Genomic DNA, 18602 nt, shown 5'->3' with positions numbered 1-18602 from the left:
CGAAATATATGCCAATTTAAGTTAGTATTCGCAGTCTTTTAGACTGGAAAAGAGAGCTATGACTTAGCTTTCTAGAAAAGGATGTAGTTGTTTTGGGTTGCTCAATGCTTAGTAGGTTATATATGTCAAAGAAAAAAGTTCTCACAGTCTTTGGAACTAGACCAGAGGCCATAAAAATGGCCCCACTAGTACACGCGTTATCTGTTGATAAGCGATTTGAGACGAAATGTTGTGTGACTGCTCAACATCGCGAGATGCTAGACCAAGTACTTGAACTGTTTGAAATAAAACCAGATTATGACCTAAATCTAATGAGAGTGGGACAGTCACTAAATGATGTGACTGCAAGGATCTTATTGGAGATAAAACCCGTACTACAAGAATTTAAACCTGACGTAGTTTTAGTTCATGGTGACACTGCGACAACTTTCGCAGCTAGCCTTGCGGCTTACTATGAGCAAATTCCAGTTGGTCATGTAGAAGCGGGCTTACGTACAGGAAACATTTACTCTCCGTGGCCAGAAGAAGCAAATAGAAAGTTGACTGGAGTATTAACCCAGTACCATTTTGCTCCAACAGAAGCCTCTCAAAACAACTTATTAAAAGAGAATATCGACAAAGATAATATTTCAGTAACTGGCAATACCGTTATCGATGCTCTTTTAATTATTAAAGATAAAATTGACAGTGACAAAACGCTCCAACTGACTCTATCTGAAAAATTTCCTTTCCTACACGAAGATAAAAAACTAATTCTGGTTACTGGCCACAGAAGGGAAAGTTTTGGTGGGGGCTTTGAACGAATCTGTGAAGCTCTAGCTTTTACAGCTCAAAAGCATCCTGAGACCCAAATTGTTTACCCGATGCACCTAAACCCTAACGTCCGTGAACCAGTAAATCGTATTTTGGCTGGTATAGATAACGTCCATTTGATCGAGCCACAGCAGTACCTGCCATTTATCTACTTAATGAATCGCGCTCATATAATTCTTACTGACTCTGGTGGTATTCAAGAAGAAGCCCCTTCTTTAGGTAAACCAGTATTAGTGATGCGAGATACAACAGAGCGTCCTGAAGCCGTGAAAGCTGGTACGGTTAAGTTGGTTGGTACCGATGTGGACCGAATTGTTACAGGTTTAACGACTTTACTGCAAGACGAGCAAGCATACAAAGAAATGAGCTTTGCACATAACCCATATGGTGATGGAAAAGCTTGCCAACGAATTCTAGATGTTCTAGCTAAGTAATTTTTATTTAATGAGAAGTATATATGTCTTTTGAAACAGTATCAGTTGTAGGTTTAGGCTACATCGGTCTGCCAACGGCAGCAATGTTTGCATCACGCAAGAAAAAAGTAATAGGTGTAGACATTAACCAGCATGCTGTTGACACGATCAATCAAGGAAAAATTCATATCGTAGAGCCTGAACTGGATATGATCGTAAATGCAGCAGTAAAAGAAGGCTATCTAAAAGCAGTAACTAAGCCGGAAGCTGCAGATGCGTTTCTTATCGCTGTACCAACTCCCTTCCTACCTTGTAAAGATGGTGAAGTACCTGCGCCAGACCTTTCTTACATTGAAGCCGCGAGTAAAGCGATTGCTCCTGTTTTAAAGAAAGGTGATCTAGTGATTTTAGAGTCAACGTCTCCAGTTGGAGCTACCGAGCAAATGGCTGATTGGCTAGCTCAAGCACGCTCGGATCTTACCTTTCCACAAACTCATGGGGAAAACGCCGATATCAATATTGCGCATTGCCCGGAACGTGTATTGCCGGGACATGTTGTTCGAGAATTGGTTGAAAACGACCGTGTCATTGGTGGTCTTACGCCTAAATGTTCACAGCGTTCAGTAGAGCTATACCAAACATTTGTTCAAGGTGATTGTGTAACTACCAATGCGCGCACTGCTGAAATGGCGAAGCTGACTGAAAATAGTTCACGTGATGTTCAAATAGCATTTGCAAATGAGCTTTCTGTTATCTGTGATAAGTTAGGTATCAATGTTTGGGAGTTGATTGCACTAGCAAACCGACACCCACGTGTGAACATCCTTCAACCAGGTCCTGGTGTTGGTGGGCATTGTATTGCAGTAGACCCTTGGTTTATTGTGTCAAAAACTCCGGAAGAAGCTCGAATGATTCATATGGCTCGTCGAGTAAATGATGAAAAACCTGAATGGGTAATTAATAAAGTAAAGCTAGCTATCGCTGAGTTTTTACAAGATAATCCAGAAAGAACCGCTTCTGATGTGAGGATTACATGCTTTGGCTTAGCATTCAAACCGGATATTGATGACTTGCGTGAAAGTCCAGCGTTATCTATTGCACAAGAGATTGCTGATATCCACCCTTCGGTTGTTAATTTTGTCGAACCAAATATTTCAAATCTATCAATGGTTTCAATAAAAAATGCTAAGCTAATCGACTTCAGTCACTCAATGATTCAAACTGATATAGCTGTTTTGCTAGTGGATCATAAAGAGTTTAAGCAGGTAATTAATATTCCGGATAGTATCAAAGTAGTTGATACCAAGGGATGTTGGGTTAAATAAAACTATAATTGGGGAAGGTGTTGGTTTATTGGTTATTGGCTCCGAAGAAGTTCAATATATTCCATGAGATGAATTCTAGAGAATTTTATTGCAACTTCAGAAGTGTTGTTTTTTTTCTAAGTGAAAAATTAAATGAAACCCATTATGAATTATGTTGCTAAAGAACATGAAAATAAGCTAGTTAGGCTTATAAGTGTCATATTTGTATCTTTCTGTTTTACAATAATAGCTTACTATCTGTCTTCTTATTTTAATACTGAAGGTGATTTGGTTGTCAATATTCATGATAACTTAGATGCGAATATAGCAATATTTAAGGTTATGTCTGCCATGGATTATATGTTTGCAGATAGCAGTGTTATTGTGTCAAATATACTTGGGGGAATACCTCGATCAATATTACCAAGTGAACTTAATGTAGTTTCTCTCATGTACTACACGTTTGATTCGAAAATAGCTTATATTGTTAATGAAGCTGTATTAAGAATAGTAGCTATCTTTGGTATGTATCTATTAGTTAGTAGACACATTTTCAAAGAAAATGATAAAGATATACATTTTAAGTTGATTGGGTTGTTTATTGCGCTTGCCTTTTCATTATTGCCATTTTGGTCGAATGGAGGTTTAAGTGTAGCTGGACAACCTTTGCTATTATACGCTTATTTGAATGTCAAAAATGGAATATTTAAATTAAAAGAGTTGGCGATATTTTTAATTTTTCCTTTCTATAGCTCTTTGATACTTTCGGGTATGTTTTTTCTATTTTTATGTCTTGTTATCTTCGCTTATGATATCTTTGATAAGAAAAAAATAAACTACCACTTGTTATTTTCAATATCATTAATGTCTATTTTATATCTATTTGCTGAGTATAGATTGGTAGTGGAATTTATTGATCCAAGTTTTATTTCTCATCGGCAAGAGTTTTCTCTAAGTACTTTAAGTACTCAACAAGCATTCGACCGAGCTATCTATATACTGAGCTATGGACAGTACCATGCACACTCGCTTCATTATCAGTATATAATGCCATTTTTGCTTTTTTCAAGTCTGGCTTTGATACTTTCTAATAGACAGAGTCGCGCACTGTGTATTTTTACGACTATATACTTTTTCTTAAGTTATTATTTTAGATTTGAATTGCTACCTTTTTCTACTAAGACTTTGTTTACGTATGGAATTGTCTATATAGCTATAATTTTTCTATTTTCAAGAAAATATCTTCTAACATCACTGATCCTTTCTATAGTTGGTATTTCTTTTTTGTCAGGGTTTTATAACCATGCTGCTTTGGAGTTTGTAAAGGAAAAAATTCCTATTTTTGCTCAAGTTCAGTTTGATCGATTCTATTTTCTCTTCCCTATCTTGTGGTTTAGCCTCTTCTCCTTAGTGTGTAAGGAGCTAATGGATAGAACGAAATGGTCTCTAATACCAATTCTATTGGTATCGATTTTGCAGATTAATCATTCATTTTTGTCGATGAACGGTAATCAGGAGGCATCCGGTATGGATGATTACTATAGCGAGGAAGTGTTTGACGGGATTAAAGATGTAATAGGTAAACCCACCAAAACATATCGTGTGATGACTATTGGCTTTAACCCTGCAATCGCTATATACAATGGTTTCTATACATTAGATGGGTATTGGTCATCTTATCCTCTTAAGCACAAGCATGATTTTCGAAAAATTATCGCTCCAGAGTTAGCAAAGTCTGAAACTTGGAGGTCATATTTTGATGACTGGGGTAGTCGCTGTCGCCTGATGGAAGCTAATGACGAGATTGATTTAAACTTAGAACAGTTCAAATCAATGGGAGGGGAATATATTATCTCTTCGAAGGAAGTATTAATAAATCAAGGAAAAGGTAATCAACTTTTAGACTCCTTCCAAGGAAGAGATACGATGAAAACTTATTATCTTTATCATGTTAAGTAGTGACTTAACAACATTAATAGAGGTTTGATGACTCTAGCTTATCAAAACGGTGCTTTAGGAGGCTCTGCGTTTCATGCATTGGTTTGTGTGATTTTTAATCAGATGTTTATTGGTGGTTGTTATTCTGATTTTAGGAAGGATAGCGATTGTAGTATAGTAGGCGAATACTAGTTAGTAATAAATTCAGGTGGAAATAATGTTAAACGATAAAACGGTACTCATTACAGGTGGCACAGGTTCTTTCGGTAAACAATTTGTTAAAACAATACTCGCTCGCTATCGAGATGTTAAGAAGATCATTATTTTTTCTCGAGATGAGTTGAAGCAGTTTGAGTTAAAGCAAACGTATCCAGAAGTTGAGTATCCACAACTAAGATTCTTTATTGGTGATGTAAGAGATCAAGCGCGCCTTATCCAGGCTTGTGAGGGCGTTGACGTAATTATTCATGCCGCTGCAATAAAACAGGTGGATACAGCAGAGTATAATCCAACTGAATGTATACGTACTAATGTAACCGGTGCAGAAAATGTTATCCAAGCAGCACTGCAATGCGGAGTGAGCAATGTTGTTGCACTCTCCACAGATAAAGCATGTGCCCCTATTAACCTGTACGGTGCGACAAAACTCGCGTCAGATAAATTGTTTACAGCAGCAAATAATATCAAGGGTTCTAAAGATATTCGTTTTAGTGTTGTGCGTTACGGAAACGTTATGGGCTCCCGAGGTTCAGTAATACCGTTTTTTATGACTAAGAAATCTGACGGGATTTTGCCAATAACCCACCCTGAAATGACGAGATTTAATATATCGCTTCAAGATGGTGTAAACATGGTTATGTACGCATTAGAGAATCATCTTGGCGGTGAGATCTTTATCCCGAAAATTCCTTCATATAAGATTTTGGATGTCGCAGAAGCAATTGCACCTGAGTGTAAAACCAAAATTGTGGGTATTCGACCGGGTGAAAAACTTCACGAGGAGATGATCACCGATACAGATTCTCTAAATACAATAGATTTAGGTCGATATTATGCAATTTTGCCTTCGGTTTCATTTACTTATACTGAACAGGAATACTTGTCTCATCACAACGCGACAAAGGTTCCCTTTGGATTTAAGTACAACTCAGGCACTAATGAAGAATGGGAAAGCGTTAACTCACTAAGAAGCAAAATTGCCACAATTATTGGTGCAACTGAAGAGCAGTAGGTCCTCTATGAATTTAGTTGTATTACAGGCGAGAATGAGCTCGTCTCGCTTACCTGGTAAGGTACTAAAAGATATATGTGGTGAGACACTATTAATGCATCAGATCCGTAGAATAAAACAATCGAAGTATGTTGATGATATTTTGGTAGCGACTAGCGTTCATGAATCTGATGATATCCTTGAACAGCATTGCATTCAAAATGGAGTCAATGTTTTTCGAGGAAGTTTAGATGACGTATTAGATAGATATTACAATGCCGTTCTGTCGATCCAAGAACATCGTGAAGTTGTTAATGTTATTCGATTGACTGCAGATTGTCCTTTTATCGATAGCCAGATTATAGACCTTGTTTTGTTAAATCACTTGATATACCAGAATGACTATACGTCGAATACTTTGGAGTACACTTTTCCCGATGGGTTAGATGTTGAAGTTTTTACCGCCACAGCCCTACGTCAGATGTGGGAGCATGCTTCACTACCTTCAGAGAGAGAGCATGTAACGTTGTTTATTAAGAATAGGCCATCTGAGTTTGTGGTTCAAAACATAGCTTTAGAGAAATCATCTCTTGAAAAAGAACGTTGGACAGTCGATGAACCAGCGGACTTTGAGTTTACAAAAAGTGTTTATGAAGCGCTTTATCCTAAAAACGAAAAATTCCATATGAATGAAGTTGTACATTTGCTTGATTCTAATGATGAATTTAGAGTTATTAACTCATCATTTGTTAGAAATGAAGGATTAATAAAATCTTTGGCGAAGGATTCACTTTGTAGAGAACAAAAAGATGAGTAGCAAAATTGTCTTAGGTACGGCTCAGTTTGGATTAGATTATGGTATTACAAACGAACAAGGTGTCGTAAGTGATGACCAAATGGAAGCTATTATAGATCTTTGCTTTGAGCAAGGTACTCTTTTGCTGGATACTGCTCCCGCTTACGGATTGAGTGAAAAGCGACTTGGGAGAAACTCAAAGGTGATGGATGGAGACATTCAAGTTATTACCAAAACTCAATTCGAAGGTGAAATTGCAGATGTGGGTCGGTTGATAACAAATGTTGAAGCATCTATAAAGCGTTTGGGAGGCAATACTTTACATGGTTTGCTTATACACGATCCAAATGCGTTTATGTATAGAAATCGTGAAAATTACCTGGAGTTACTTTCTTATGTGAAAGAAAAAGGTTTAGCGAAGAATGTTGGAATTTCGATATACAAAAGATCGCAGATAGATTTTATCGACGTATTAAAAGCTATTGATTTTGTACAACTACCTTTTAGTCTTTTTGACCAACGTATGAAGACAGATGGTTTTCTCGGTAAACTGAAAGAGTTCGATATTGAAATTCATGCTCGTTCTGTTTTTTTACAAGGACTATTGCTGTCCAATGATGTGTCCAGCTTGCCAAGCATCAAACCATACCATAAGAAATTTGTCGAAGCAATCGACCTCTTGAGTCTATCTAAGGTCGAAGCTGCTATTAAATTCGTCGACAATATCAAAGAAATAGACAAGATAGTTGTCGGCGCAACTTCAGTTGAACAGATGCGAGAGATACTCTTGGCATTTAGTAAAGAAGTAGACACAAGTCAATGGGGGGATTTAGCTGTAGATAACCCTAAGTTAGTTGACCCAACACAGTGGTAATATTATGAAAGTTAAACGTATATCAGACAAAGAACTTAGCTATGTACGAGAAGTTCTAAGCAATAGTTTTAGAAGCTCTAAAGGTGCTGAGTTTATGACTAGACTAGAGCATCAGTTTTGTGAAACTTTTGAAACAAACTTTTCAATATCTCATGTAAACGGCACTGCAACAATGCACTCGGTACTCGAAGCGGCCGGAATTGGTGAGGGTGATGAAGTAATTGTACCTCCACTTACTATGGCAAGTACTAGCTTAGCCGTGATTCATGCCAATGCTACCCCTATATTTGCAGATGTTGAAAGAGACACTCTGGTCATCTCCGCGAATGATATAGAAAGCAAAATTACTTCAAAGACAAAAGCAATAATTACTGTGTCTCTGTATGGCTTGTCTCCAGAAATGGATGCGATTTGCAGTATCGCAAAGAAGCATAATTTGATTGTTATCGAAGATAACGCTCAATCGTTCTTATCGTATTATAAAGGGAAGCTTCTCGGAAACTTTGGGGATGCAGCTAGCTACAGTTTCCAAAGCTCAAAGCATATTAGCAGTGGTGAAGGAGGGATGACTACCACGAATAATGAAGAGCTAGCTATTAAGGTGAGAAAAGTCACTGGTCTTGGATATGCTGCTTTAGGTTCAAAAAAAGCAAAGATCACTAAAGCAGATATTCAAAACCCGAATTATGTTCGCCATGATGCTTTAGGTTGGAATTATCGAATGCCTGAGCTGTGTTGTGCAGTTGCTTTAGCACAAGTAGAGAGAATAGAAGAGCTAGTTGAAATTAGGAAAATCTCAGCTTCTTACTATTTAGAGGCGCTTGAAGGTTGTAGTTGGATTATTCCACAGAAGGTTCCAGAGCATTGTGTTAGTTCCTATTGGGCATTTGCTTGTATTCTTGATACAGATAAGGTTTCTTGGGAGGATTTCTATCAAGCATTTATTAGAAACGGTGGTCTGCCGTTTTATGGTGCTTGGAAGTTAACTTACCAAGAGCCATTGTTCACAAACAAAATTTTTGGCAGGAGAAATGACTATATCGCTATAGACTATAACGATGTTACGTGTCCAAACGCTGAATATGTACAAAGTCGAATTATCGCGATGAAGACCAATTATTGGGATACTGATGAAGCCCGTAAGCAGGCAAAGATACTACGAAAAACAATCTTGGAATTTGAAGAAAGATTCTAATGAAAAAAATACTAATAATTGGTTCTAGTGGGTTATTGGGCAGTTCGCTAAGTGAATTTTTAATACTACAGGGCTATGAGGTTGTCACTGTGACTCGTACCAGTCTAAATAGTAATTATAGAATTCAAGCAGATATTGCTGAGCAGCTTGATGAAGTATTGAATAAGGAAAATCCACAATATATCATAAACTTGGCTGCATTAACAGACGTCGCTTTATGTGAAACAGAGCCAAGTTTAGCATTCTCTCTTAATGCATGCATACCAGATAACATTGCTCGTTCAAGTTATAAAAATTCACACGTAATCCATATATCTACCGATCATATATATAACAGTAACCTTTCTAAAGAAAACGAAGTGGTTGTTTTAAACAATTATGCGAAAACTAAGCTAGAAGGTGAGCAATATTGTGACCTCTCAAGGACGACTATATTGAGAACCAACTTTTTTGGTAAATCAAAGAGCATGCGTTCAGTTGGTTTATGTGATTCAGTGTATGAAATGGCTTTGTCTGGAAGGAAACTTAGTTTGTTTAAGGATGTATTTTTCTCACCGTTGTCTATAGATAGCTTAATTGAGAATATCTTGTTAGTGATACATAATCCGAAGGCAGGTGTTTATAATTTAGGTTCAAGATGCGGGATGTCGAAGGGAGACTTTATCAGCAAGTTTTTGACTGAAGTAAATGCTGAGTTTGAATATGAGCTTGTCAACATGCCAGAATTATCTGTTGCACGTCCACATGACATGCGTATGTGTATTACGAAATTTGAACAGACATTTTCGACCACGATGCCGAAGTTAGAAGAAGAAATTAGGAAAGTAGCAAATGAATACAAAGTTTAATAGTCAATTTAAAATTGGATCTCATACACTTAATAATAATGGGGATCCATACTTTATTGCTGATATTGGAGCAAATCATGACGGGTCTTTACAGAAGGCTCAAGATCTTATTCACATGGCTGCTGAAGCTGGTTCCCATGCAGTAAAGTTTCAGCACTTTAAAGCAGATACTATCGTAAGTAAAACTGGTTTTGATCAGCTAGGCAACAAACAGTCTCACCAATCGAAATGGAAAAAATCAGTTTTTGAAGTTTATAAGGGAGCTTCCATTAACTTAGATTGGACGGAAACTCTTGTTGAAACATGTAAAGAAGCAAATGTTGAATTTTTCACCAGTCCTTACTCTTTAGAATTGGTAGATTTCGTCGATCATTTTGTTCCTGCCTATAAAGTAGGGTCTGGTGATATTACATGGCATGAAATTATCGATAGAATGGCTTCGAAAAACAAGCCGATCTTGTTAGCTTGTGGAGCTTCAACTATAGATGAGATCGATTCTGCTGTGCGTATAGCTAGTAAGCATACCAAAGATATTGCCATCATGCAGTGCAATACTAACTATACTGCTTCTCTAGATAACTTTAAATACATTAATTTGAATGTACTTAAGACATTAAGAGCTATGTACCCAGAAGCAGTCCTCGGTCTTAGTGACCATACTCCTGGTCACGCGACAGTGTTAGGTGCGATCGCTTTAGGGGCCAACGTTATTGAAAAACACTTTACAGATAGTAATGAGAATGAAGGCCCAGATCACAAATTTGCTATGACTCCGTCAACTTGGAGAGAGATGGTAGATCGTTCTAACGAACTAACGCTAGCACTGGGTAATGGGGTCAAGAAAGTAGAAGAAAACGAAAAGGAAACTGTAGTTGTACAGAGACGTTCTATTCGACTGCGTGATGATGTTAATCTTAAAGCTGGTGATATTATTGGGTATGAAGATTTAATCTGCTTGCGCCCATGTCCAGAAGATGCAATTGCGCCCTACGACCTAGATTGCATTGTAGGTAAGGAATTGAGTTGTAATGTAAATGGTGGTGAGTATTTAAAATGGAACATGCTGAAGTCGTAGTAGTAATACCTGCTTATAACGAAGAAAAAACCATTGGTAGAGTCGTTACAGAACTTAGAGAGCAGTTTCAGGACAAAATTGGAATTATTGTAGTCAGCGATGCTTCAACAGACAATACAGTATCTATTGCTACTTCTTCTGGTTGTACAGTTATAGAGTTACCTGAGAATCACGGTTATGCCGGTGCTTTGAGCATCGGCATGACAGCGGCTTTTAATAGGATGAGTGCAAAATATGTAGTAACGATGGATGCAGATGGTCAGCACCCAGTGACATCGGTGCATGAGGTAATATCAATGTTATCGAGTAAAGGTGAACCTCAAATTGACTTAATAGTAGGAATTCGCCCTTACTTTGCTAGATTCTCTGAGCGTATATATTCAATGTATTTTTCACTATTTTATAATGTGAAGGATCCTCTATGTGGACTAAAGGCCTATAGCGCCCGCTTGTATCATAAGCTAGGCACAATGGAAACATATGATTCTATTGGTACGCAAATGGTCATTGTTGCAAAGAAAAATAGGATGAACGTTTTCCAGGTTAATATTCTTTTGAATGAGCGAGAGGACGAACCTAGATTTGGCGGCCGACTAAAAGCAAATTGGCGAATACTAACCAGCCTAGCTAGAGCTATCAATTATTCAATATTTGGATAATAGAAACTGTTTAAGGAAGTTTAGTTTGTCATATGGTCAAAAATAGATTTTTAAAGAACTCATCGTTTTATTTGTTTTCAACGATAATAAACTCTGGATTAGTTTTCCTACTGACTCCAGTTATGGCCTATATTATTTCTCCCGAAGAAATGGGGAAAGTGGCAATATTTCAATCTATAACAGTGTTCTTATATTCAATTGTAGGGCTAGGGTCAAATAGTGCTACAGTTAGATATAGTTATGATGTTGATGATAATAAACTTGGAGAGTATATTGGTTCTTCTTTGATTATTTTATTGTCAAGTACAATAGTCGTTTTTGCTTTTATCTGTATTTCTTCTGGTTATTTGTCAAATTGGTTGGGGTTAGATGAGTCATGGTTGTATTTTTCGCTGTTTATTGCTTCCTTTAACTACTTTTTTCTGTTGCTATTAGGTTTGTATCAACGTAGGGAGAACGCTAAAAAGTATGCATTTCTTCAAATTGGAAATGGACTAATAAACTTTATATTGTCTATTTTTCTAGTGTATTTTCTCTATCAAACAGGAGATGGCCGAATTTTCGGTTGGGTAATCTCAATTGCAGCAACTGGTTTTATCTCTATCTACATACTACATAAAAGATACGATGTTCGATTCAGAGCAGAAGCAAATATTGGCAAGAGGCTTTTCCGTTATGGTGTTCCTTTGATACCACATGAATTGGGCACGTTTTTGATCACTTGGCTAGCAATGATTATCGTAAAGGAAAAGCTAGATTTAGCAAGTGTTGGGATTTTTTTAGTTTCTTTGCAGCTATCTTCTGTTCTTGGCGTAGTTTGTGATGCTGCGAACAAAGCTTATGTTCCATGGTTATTTGGAAAGTTGAAACAAGAAAGCGTAGACAAAGTTAAAATAGTAAAAATGACCTATATAGCTATGTTTGGGCTTATCCTTGTTTCAACAATCTCTTTTGTTTTGTCCCCAATTACAATGCCAATGTTTCTACCTAGAGAGTATGCTAATGTAGCGGAAATATTCATTGTATTAGTTTTTGGTCAGGCTTTTGGTGGGATGTATTTGTTAGTTACGAACTATATATTTTTTTCTAAGAAAACAAAAGTTCTTCCTTATATAACCGTTTTATCAGGTATCGTTAATTTTTGCCTTTTGTATTATCTAATTGATTCATTTGGACTAGTTGGTGCAGCTTATGCGTTCACGATCAGTCGTTTTGTACAGTTTATATTAACCTGGATAGCTGCGTGCGTCTCTTACCCAATGCCTTGGTCATTAAAATTATTAGGAGCGGATTTTGGACATAAAACTAATTAGAAAAGTAATACTAGACTGTCTGAAGGTTGGTCACCCCAGCTATCCTAAAAGTGATGTCCTGACATTTGCTTGTGACAATGATAGATATATTGACTTCAATGGAAAGAAGTATTCACCCTTAATTGACACTCTTGAAGATGATTTAAATAAGCTGGGTTTAACGACCGTCAGTATTACTCGAATTGCTTCTACAATTAAAGGCGATATCTCATATGGGAATGCTTTGTCTCCGGAAGGGCCATTTGCTCGTGCAATGATACTGAAAAGGCTCAAAGGGATGACTACGAGTGATTATCCTTTTTCTCACTATGAATATTCGATATGGCAGTATATTCTGGACAAGGTCATGCCAAAAGTAGTCGTAGGAATCAACCCGTCTAGAGAACTATGTAAACTGTGCCACGAACGAGGGATATGGGTTGCAGATATCCAGCACGGGGTCATATCTGATAGCCACCCATGGTATGGTGAGAAGTTTCGTTCGTCAGATCCTAATTGCTGGTTGCCTAGTGCTTTTTTGGTTTGGGATGAAGGGAGTTTTGAAGTGATGGATAAATGGTGTCAAGGCAGGGGCATTGACGTTATTCAAACTGGTAACCCTTGGATCAGCCGTTTTCTTAAAAAGGAAGCAAGTGATAAGCTTGTAACTTTCTTGACAAATAAGCACCCAATAGTTGTAGATAAAAAGAAACGTACAATAGTGCTGTCTTTATCTTGGGGGGATGTGACTATACCCAATGGGTTTATCCATCCTGAACTAGAGCGATTTATGAAACAGCACAAAGACGAGTTTAATTGGATAGTGCGTCTACATCCAAATCAGCTGAAAGGCTTTGCTTCGGATGAAGGGGTGAGGTTTAGTAAATACTGGGGGGAGCGTTTTAGTGAGTTCGATATTGATTGGGAGTATTACTCTTCTATTCCTCTACCATTGATTCTATCGAACGTGGACTATCATATAACCTGGTCTAGCTCTGTCTGTATTGAAGCGGCTAAATTTAATGTTAAGTCACTAGTAATGAATCCTGAGTTTCGTTCAACTAAGTCTGATTATTATACAGAGTTAGAAAACCAGGGCTTTGTCTATAAGATAGAGTGTAAGTATGAGTTAATTAGTAACTGGTTAATTACAACACCTCCTAGAGGAAGAGACAGTTTTAATAGTGTTCTTAGGTATCGAGAATTGCTAAATTTTATTAAAGAAAGGGCTACTAATTAGTATGAAGTCTCCTTCTGTATTACTTTTCATTACAATGCTAACTTTAAATTTGGCATATATCTATGGAAATCAGTTATTAGCTTTAGTTGTTTCTTTATTTTCGTTCTTAATGTATATATATCAAGCTTCGATTTCGAGGAGTTTGATGTTTACCAAGTTGGAGAGGAAGTTTATATTCTTAGCGGTTATTTCGATTGTTGCTCTCTTCCCTCTAAGTGTTTTTAGGCTAGGCTTGTCTCCTTTATATCATGGTTTTAATTTTTTAGCTATGCTAATTTTAGCTAGCTTGCTGGTTAGTCTTAAATGTCGGCTTTTAACAATATTAAAAACTAATTTATTGATTGTTCACTTCAGTGTCTTAATATATATATTCATGAATCTAAATGTGGCATTTCCTTTAGAAGAAATGATTGAAGGAGTTAGCTCAAATGGGATTACACTTTTTGTTTTGATATTGAGTATTCATTACTCTATCGTTCAGATAATTTTTGGGGAAAAACCATCTATAGTACCGGCCTTATTCTGTGTCTGTATTTGCTATGTTGGTTGGGGAAGAACGTCAATGATTGTGTCTCTTGCATACTTAAGTGGGCTTTTATTCTTCCTCGGCTTTGATTTTTATCATAGGTTGAAAATATTTAACGCAAGAAGCTTATCTGTTGAAATGGAGCTGTTTGTTTTTACACTACTAATTCTTTCTGGCTTTAGTCTTATGTTTATAAGTACAGGCTTAGCGGATAGTGTTTTTGCTATTCTCAATCATACTAAAATAGGGGCTGGGCTATATGATACGGCACGTGTATCTATTATCGAAGACTACCTGATGAAGATGGATCTAGCTTACTTTATCTCTGGAGGAGATTACAAAGGTACAGTAATTGAACAGTACTTTAGAGGAAATCCACATAATACTCTTATTCGTGCACATTACATATTTGGCATATTTTATCTTGTATTTACCATTGTTCCTTTAGTTATAGTTTTCTTTGTTCGGGTTCGATTTGACAGGAAAATTTTGGTTGTGCTTCTATTTTCTTTATTTTATATCAGAAGCTTAACAGAAACGGTGTTTTATCCAACCGTTTTCGATGTATACATATTCATTGTGGTATTTTTAGTATTGGAAGGATATCAAAATCATGCTTCACAAAAACAACTTTAATCTAATTAGGTTGGTCGCGGCCTTCCAAGTGTTAATTGTTCATTCGTACAACTCATTTGAGTTTGATTTTGGTGTTCTGAACGCAATTAAAGTTGTTCCTGGTGTGCCAGTTTTCTTTTTTATAAGTGGATATTTGATCTATCAATCATATGAAAGAAATGAAAAAATTGTGAAGTTTTTTACTAATCGTATCGCTAGAATATTTCCAGCGCTATGGTTGGCAAATATAATTTCACTTGCTATTCTTTATGCATCTGATTATTTGCATTCGGTTGACTATACTAATGTAGAATTATTATCATGGCTTGTTGGTCAATCTACTTTCGTCCAGTTTTATAATCCTGAGTTTCTCAGAGGTTTTGGTGTAGGTGTTGTAAATGGAAGTTTGTGGACGATCACTTTGGAACTCCAATTTTATATACTAACACCGATTCTGTTTCTCATTTATACGCGCTTTAACAAGCTGTTTTACATTTTGATTGTGTTGAGCGTTATAGCCGCAATCTATCGGGTGTATTGGTATAATTGGGATGATGTTCTATTTAAGTTGTTTTATGTCACCTTTTTACCATGGGTTTATATGTTTATGTTTGGTGCTTTAGTAGCGGCGAACATTAAACTAAGAATGTTTATCGAAAGAAGTAATTTCTATTTCGTTATGGCATTGTTTGTAGTAAGTATGAATTATGTTGGTGGTAGTTATCTTGACAACGCTCAAAATAATATTAATCCATTGTCTTTTATATTGTTGTCAATATTAGTCTATAAATTGGCTTACTTGAAACTTCCATTTGAATTGAATTGGATTAACAGAAATGATATATCGTATGGAGTTTATCTATACCATATGCCAGTAATTAACCTTTTTTTGTACGCTGGAATTTTGAGTAGTGCTTCGCCATTAGGGGGAGTCATATGTGTAGCTCTAGCCTCTAGCCTGTTGGCGGTATTTTCTTGGTATGCAATTGAATCAAGGGTCTTAGCACTAGTAAGAAAAGTCGATGAAAAACGAGTTAAATAGCATACTCTTGATGTGGCTATCTCTACATTTTCTCCTATTACGATATGAAAATGAAACTAATTTTGAAATTTAAGTCAGAAACCACATCTTCTAATTCAGCTCTGTTTTAGACTAGAGTGTTTGGTTTGATTGACTGCAAGCCTGATGAGTGTTGGGCAACGAAGTGATATTAGACCCTATTTTATGGTAGCTAGTCCCTTCATTTTAGGCTTTGTTTTTGGAACTATTATGAAAAATTATAGAATTTGCACTAACTGTGTCATGGACACGACAGATAGCAAGATTACATTTGATGAAAATGGTGTATGTGATCACTGCACGACTTTTTACAATGATATTAAGCCAAATTGGCATCCTGACGAAAAGGGATGGGCAGAGATAACTAAGATAGCTGCAGATATTAAGAAGGAAGGCAAAGGCAAAGAGTTTGATTGTATTATCGGTATGAGTGGTGGTATAGATAGCTCATATTTGGTTTATTTAGCAAAAGAAAAACTCGGCTTAAGACCATTAGTTTTCCATGTTGATGCTGGCTGGAACTCCCAACAGGCTGTTCATAACATTGAGCAGATAGTAGACCGACTTGGCTTAGATCTTTATACAGAAGTTATTGATTGGGAAGAAATGAAAGACTTACAGCTTTCTTTCTTTAAAGCCGGTGTTTCTCATACTGATACACCACAAGATCATGCTTTTTTCGCAACCATGTACAAGTTTGCTTCAAAGCATAATATTAAGCACATTCTGACCGGTGGTAACTACTCAACCGAGTGTATTCGAAACCCATTGGAATGGATGTATTTCCAGTCTGATTCTCGTCAAATTAAAGATATTCAGAATAAATTTGGCACGAAAAAACTGAAAAACTTCCCATTGACAAACATCTTATGGCACAAAGTGTACTTGCCGTATATCAAAGGGATTAAGCTATATAGACCACTCGACTTTATGCCTTATGATAAAGAGGAAGCGACGCAGTTTTTAGTTGATAATTACGGCTATCAGCGCTACGCGCAAAAACACTTCGAGTCCCGCTTTACACGTTTCTATGAGGCTTATTGGTTGTACGAAAAGTTTGGTTATGACACTCGAAAAGTACAGTACTCTAGTTTGATCGTTACAGGCCAAATGACCCGCGAAGATGCACTAGAGAGACTCAAGAAGCCACCATATGATCCAGAGACGATCGATGATGATTTCAGCTACATTGCTAACAAGCTTGGTATCACAGCAGATGAACTAAGAGGTTATTTGGAAGCTCCTAACAAAACTTACAAAGATTATAAAAACCAGCAATCTATTTATGATTTAGGTGCGAAGGTGATGAGAAAGCTTGGTCTTGAGAAAGGCGGCAAAAGATGATCGCAATAGTAGATTATGGCTCTGGTAACATTCAAGCCATTCAAAATATATTTACTAAGTTAAAGATTGAGACTTTTTTTGCTACTACTCCAGAAGAACTAAAAAAAGCGGACAAGATTATCTTGCCAGGTGTTGGTGCTTTTGATGAAGCGATGACGCAACTTGAAAAGTCTGGGATGAGAGCAGCGCTAGATCACTTTGCACTGGTCAAAAAAAAACCGGTGCTGGGGATTTGTGTTGGTTTACAAGTGATGGCGAAAAGCAGTGATGAAGGTGAATTAGCTGGGCTTGGTTGGTTTGATGCTTCAGTTAAGAAGTTCGATGAGTCAAAAATAGACTTTAAGCCAAAACTTCCGCATATGGGGTGGAATGAGATAGAGCCGACAGAATCACATCCGCTGTTAAATAACATAGATTGTGAGAAAGGGTTCTATTTTATCCATTCATATTACTTTGACGCACACGATCCAAAAGATGTACTTATTAACGCCCGCTATGGTGATGAATTCTGCTGCGCTGTGAGAAAAGACAACATATTTGGATTTCAATTCCACCCTGAGAAAAGTCACTCGAATGGTATTAACTTATTTAAGAATTTTGCTGAGTTTTCATTATGTTGAGATCAAGAGTATCCCCATGTTTGCTCGTTCATAACAAAGGACTAGTAAAAACTGTAAAGTTTAAAGATGCTAAGTATGTAGGGGACCCAATTAATGCTGTCAAAATCTTCAATGAAAAAGAGGTGGATGAACTGATTGTGTTAGATATTGACGCAACAGTCGAAAACCGATCTCCCGATTATCAAATGATCAAACATCTAGCAAACGAGAGTCGTATGCCATTGTGTTACGGGGGAGGAATTAAAACCCCCCAGCAAGCACAAGAAATTATTAAGTTGGGTGTTGAAAAAGTCGCAGTTTCAAGTGAAGCGTTAAGCAACCCATCGGTTCTTAGAAAAATGGCAGATATCATTGGCAAGCAAAGTGTGGTTGTCGTTTTAGACGTCAAGAAAACGTTATTTGGCAGTTATGAGATTTATACCCATAACGGAAAGAAAAAAGTTAAAAACAAACTTGAGCAAGTCATATCTGAGCTAGAAGAAATTGGAATTGGTGAGCTAGTTATCAACTCAATTGATCAAGATGGAATGATGAAAGGCTACGATATGAAGTTGGCCGAAAAAGTGCGAGAGCTTGCAAGTGTTCCACTTACGATACTTGGCGGGGCGGGTTCTTCAGAAGATATATTAAAGTTGATTGAAAAGTTTAAAGTAATCGGCGCTTCTGCTGGGAGTCTTTTTGTCTTTAAAGGTGTTTACAAAGCGGTACTTATTAATTATTTGACACAAGATGTCCTCACTAAGATAAGAAAAATCGCACGTTCGCAATTAGGAAAGTAAG

Annotated in this window: 17 protein-coding genes; all 17 read left to right on the top strand. The window is 36.9% G+C overall.

What is annotated here, in order from left to right; translation table 11 throughout:
• Positions 1–122: 122 nt before the first annotated feature.
• Positions 123–1247, top strand: coding sequence for a non-hydrolyzing UDP-N-acetylglucosamine 2-epimerase (wecB, locus tag HCZ42_RS10120; RefSeq protein ID WP_167420591.1), 1125 nt, complete (start codon positions 123–125; stop codon positions 1245–1247).
• A 23-nt stretch (positions 1248–1270) separates the two neighbouring features.
• Positions 1271–2551 (top strand): UDP-N-acetyl-D-mannosamine dehydrogenase, encoded by a 1281-nt coding sequence (gene wecC / locus HCZ42_RS10115; RefSeq protein ID WP_167420590.1) that lies wholly within the window; start codon positions 1271–1273, stop codon positions 2549–2551.
• Between the two features lie 132 nt (positions 2552–2683).
• Positions 2684–4489: a DUF6044 family protein gene (locus tag HCZ42_RS10110; protein WP_167420589.1), complete on the top strand. Its 1806-nt coding sequence runs from the start codon at positions 2684–2686 to the stop codon at positions 4487–4489.
• Positions 4490–4685: 196 nt separating this feature from the next.
• Positions 4686–5699, top strand: a complete 1014-nt coding sequence (gene pseB, locus HCZ42_RS10105; protein WP_167420588.1) for a UDP-N-acetylglucosamine 4,6-dehydratase (inverting) — start codon at positions 4686–4688, stop codon at positions 5697–5699.
• A gap of 7 nt (positions 5700–5706) precedes the next feature.
• Positions 5707–6495, top strand: coding sequence for a cytidylyltransferase domain-containing protein (locus tag HCZ42_RS10100; RefSeq protein ID WP_167420587.1), 789 nt, complete (start codon positions 5707–5709; stop codon positions 6493–6495).
• Positions 6488–7348, top strand: a complete 861-nt coding sequence (locus tag HCZ42_RS10095) for an aldo/keto reductase (RefSeq protein ID WP_167420586.1) — start codon at positions 6488–6490, stop codon at positions 7346–7348. The genes HCZ42_RS10100 and HCZ42_RS10095 overlap by 8 nt, the downstream gene beginning before the upstream one ends.
• 4 nt (positions 7349–7352) lie before the next feature.
• On the top strand, positions 7353–8543 hold the full coding sequence (locus HCZ42_RS10090; RefSeq protein ID WP_167420585.1) for a DegT/DnrJ/EryC1/StrS family aminotransferase: 1191 nt from the start codon (positions 7353–7355) through the stop codon (positions 8541–8543).
• The gene (locus HCZ42_RS10085; protein WP_167420584.1) at positions 8543–9391 is read left to right on the top strand and encodes a sugar nucleotide-binding protein; all 849 of its coding nucleotides are present in this window, start codon (positions 8543–8545) and stop codon (positions 9389–9391) included. The genes HCZ42_RS10090 and HCZ42_RS10085 overlap by 1 nt, the downstream gene beginning before the upstream one ends.
• Entirely contained in the window at positions 9375–10466 is a 1092-nt protein-coding gene (locus tag HCZ42_RS10080; protein WP_167420583.1) for an N-acetylneuraminate synthase family protein, read from the top strand. The genes HCZ42_RS10085 and HCZ42_RS10080 overlap by 17 nt, the downstream gene beginning before the upstream one ends.
• A complete protein-coding gene (locus tag HCZ42_RS10075) occupies positions 10445–11125 on the top strand; it encodes a glycosyltransferase family 2 protein (protein WP_167420582.1) in 681 nt (226 codons plus the stop codon). The genes HCZ42_RS10080 and HCZ42_RS10075 overlap by 22 nt, the downstream gene beginning before the upstream one ends.
• Positions 11126–11157: 32 nt before the next feature.
• The gene (locus tag HCZ42_RS10070) at positions 11158–12438 is read left to right on the top strand and encodes a flippase (RefSeq protein WP_167420581.1); all 1281 of its coding nucleotides are present in this window, start codon (positions 11158–11160) and stop codon (positions 12436–12438) included.
• A complete protein-coding gene (locus HCZ42_RS10065; protein ID WP_167420580.1) occupies positions 12419–13657 on the top strand; it encodes a hypothetical protein in 1239 nt (412 codons plus the stop codon). The genes HCZ42_RS10070 and HCZ42_RS10065 overlap by 20 nt, the downstream gene beginning before the upstream one ends.
• A 145-nt stretch (positions 13658–13802) precedes the next feature.
• A complete protein-coding gene (locus tag HCZ42_RS10060) occupies positions 13803–14819 on the top strand; it encodes a hypothetical protein (protein WP_167420579.1) in 1017 nt (338 codons plus the stop codon).
• On the top strand, positions 14797–15840 hold the full coding sequence (locus HCZ42_RS10055; protein ID WP_167420578.1) for an acyltransferase family protein: 1044 nt from the start codon (positions 14797–14799) through the stop codon (positions 15838–15840). Before HCZ42_RS10060 ends, HCZ42_RS10055 begins: the two co-directional genes overlap by 23 nt.
• Positions 15841–16068: 228 nt before the next feature.
• A complete protein-coding gene (locus tag HCZ42_RS10050) occupies positions 16069–17202 on the top strand; it encodes an N-acetyl sugar amidotransferase (RefSeq protein WP_167420577.1) in 1134 nt (377 codons plus the stop codon).
• Positions 17199–17822, top strand: coding sequence for an imidazole glycerol phosphate synthase subunit HisH (gene hisH, locus HCZ42_RS10045; protein ID WP_167420576.1), 624 nt, complete (start codon positions 17199–17201; stop codon positions 17820–17822). The genes HCZ42_RS10050 and hisH overlap by 4 nt, the downstream gene beginning before the upstream one ends.
• Positions 17816–18601 (top strand): AglZ/HisF2 family acetamidino modification protein, encoded by a 786-nt coding sequence (locus HCZ42_RS10040; RefSeq protein WP_167420575.1) that lies wholly within the window; start codon positions 17816–17818, stop codon positions 18599–18601. Before hisH ends, HCZ42_RS10040 begins: the two co-directional genes overlap by 7 nt.
• Position 18602 lies beyond the last annotated feature (1 nt).

Source organism: Vibrio hepatarius (genome assembly GCF_011806575.1).
Classification (GTDB): domain Bacteria; phylum Pseudomonadota; class Gammaproteobacteria; order Enterobacterales; family Vibrionaceae; genus Vibrio; species Vibrio hepatarius_A.
The sequence above is the reverse complement of the archived record's forward strand: the minus strand, read 5'-3'. Positions and strand labels throughout refer to the sequence as shown.

Coding starts and splice junctions, on each gene's coding strand:
- wecB (WP_167420591.1), top strand. CDS start 123: ATGTCAAAGAAAAAAGTTCTCACAGTCTTTGGAACTAGACCAGAGGCC.
- wecC (WP_167420590.1), top strand. CDS start 1,271: ATGTCTTTTGAAACAGTATCAGTTGTAGGTTTAGGCTACATCGGTCTG.
- HCZ42_RS10110 (WP_167420589.1), top strand. CDS start 2,684: ATGAAACCCATTATGAATTATGTTGCTAAAGAACATGAAAATAAGCTA.
- pseB (WP_167420588.1), top strand. CDS start 4,686: ATGTTAAACGATAAAACGGTACTCATTACAGGTGGCACAGGTTCTTTC.
- HCZ42_RS10100 (WP_167420587.1), top strand. CDS start 5,707: ATGAATTTAGTTGTATTACAGGCGAGAATGAGCTCGTCTCGCTTACCT.
- HCZ42_RS10095 (WP_167420586.1), top strand. CDS start 6,488: ATGAGTAGCAAAATTGTCTTAGGTACGGCTCAGTTTGGATTAGATTAT.
- HCZ42_RS10090 (WP_167420585.1), top strand. CDS start 7,353: ATGAAAGTTAAACGTATATCAGACAAAGAACTTAGCTATGTACGAGAA.
- HCZ42_RS10085 (WP_167420584.1), top strand. CDS start 8,543: ATGAAAAAAATACTAATAATTGGTTCTAGTGGGTTATTGGGCAGTTCG.
- HCZ42_RS10080 (WP_167420583.1), top strand. CDS start 9,375: ATGAATACAAAGTTTAATAGTCAATTTAAAATTGGATCTCATACACTT.
- HCZ42_RS10075 (WP_167420582.1), top strand. CDS start 10,445: ATGGAACATGCTGAAGTCGTAGTAGTAATACCTGCTTATAACGAAGAA.
- HCZ42_RS10070 (WP_167420581.1), top strand. CDS start 11,158: ATGGTCAAAAATAGATTTTTAAAGAACTCATCGTTTTATTTGTTTTCA.
- HCZ42_RS10060 (WP_167420579.1), top strand. CDS start 13,803: ATGTTTACCAAGTTGGAGAGGAAGTTTATATTCTTAGCGGTTATTTCG.
- HCZ42_RS10055 (WP_167420578.1), top strand. CDS start 14,797: ATGCTTCACAAAAACAACTTTAATCTAATTAGGTTGGTCGCGGCCTTC.
- HCZ42_RS10050 (WP_167420577.1), top strand. CDS start 16,069: ATGAAAAATTATAGAATTTGCACTAACTGTGTCATGGACACGACAGAT.
- hisH (WP_167420576.1), top strand. CDS start 17,199: ATGATCGCAATAGTAGATTATGGCTCTGGTAACATTCAAGCCATTCAA.
- HCZ42_RS10040 (WP_167420575.1), top strand. CDS start 17,816: ATGTTGAGATCAAGAGTATCCCCATGTTTGCTCGTTCATAACAAAGGA.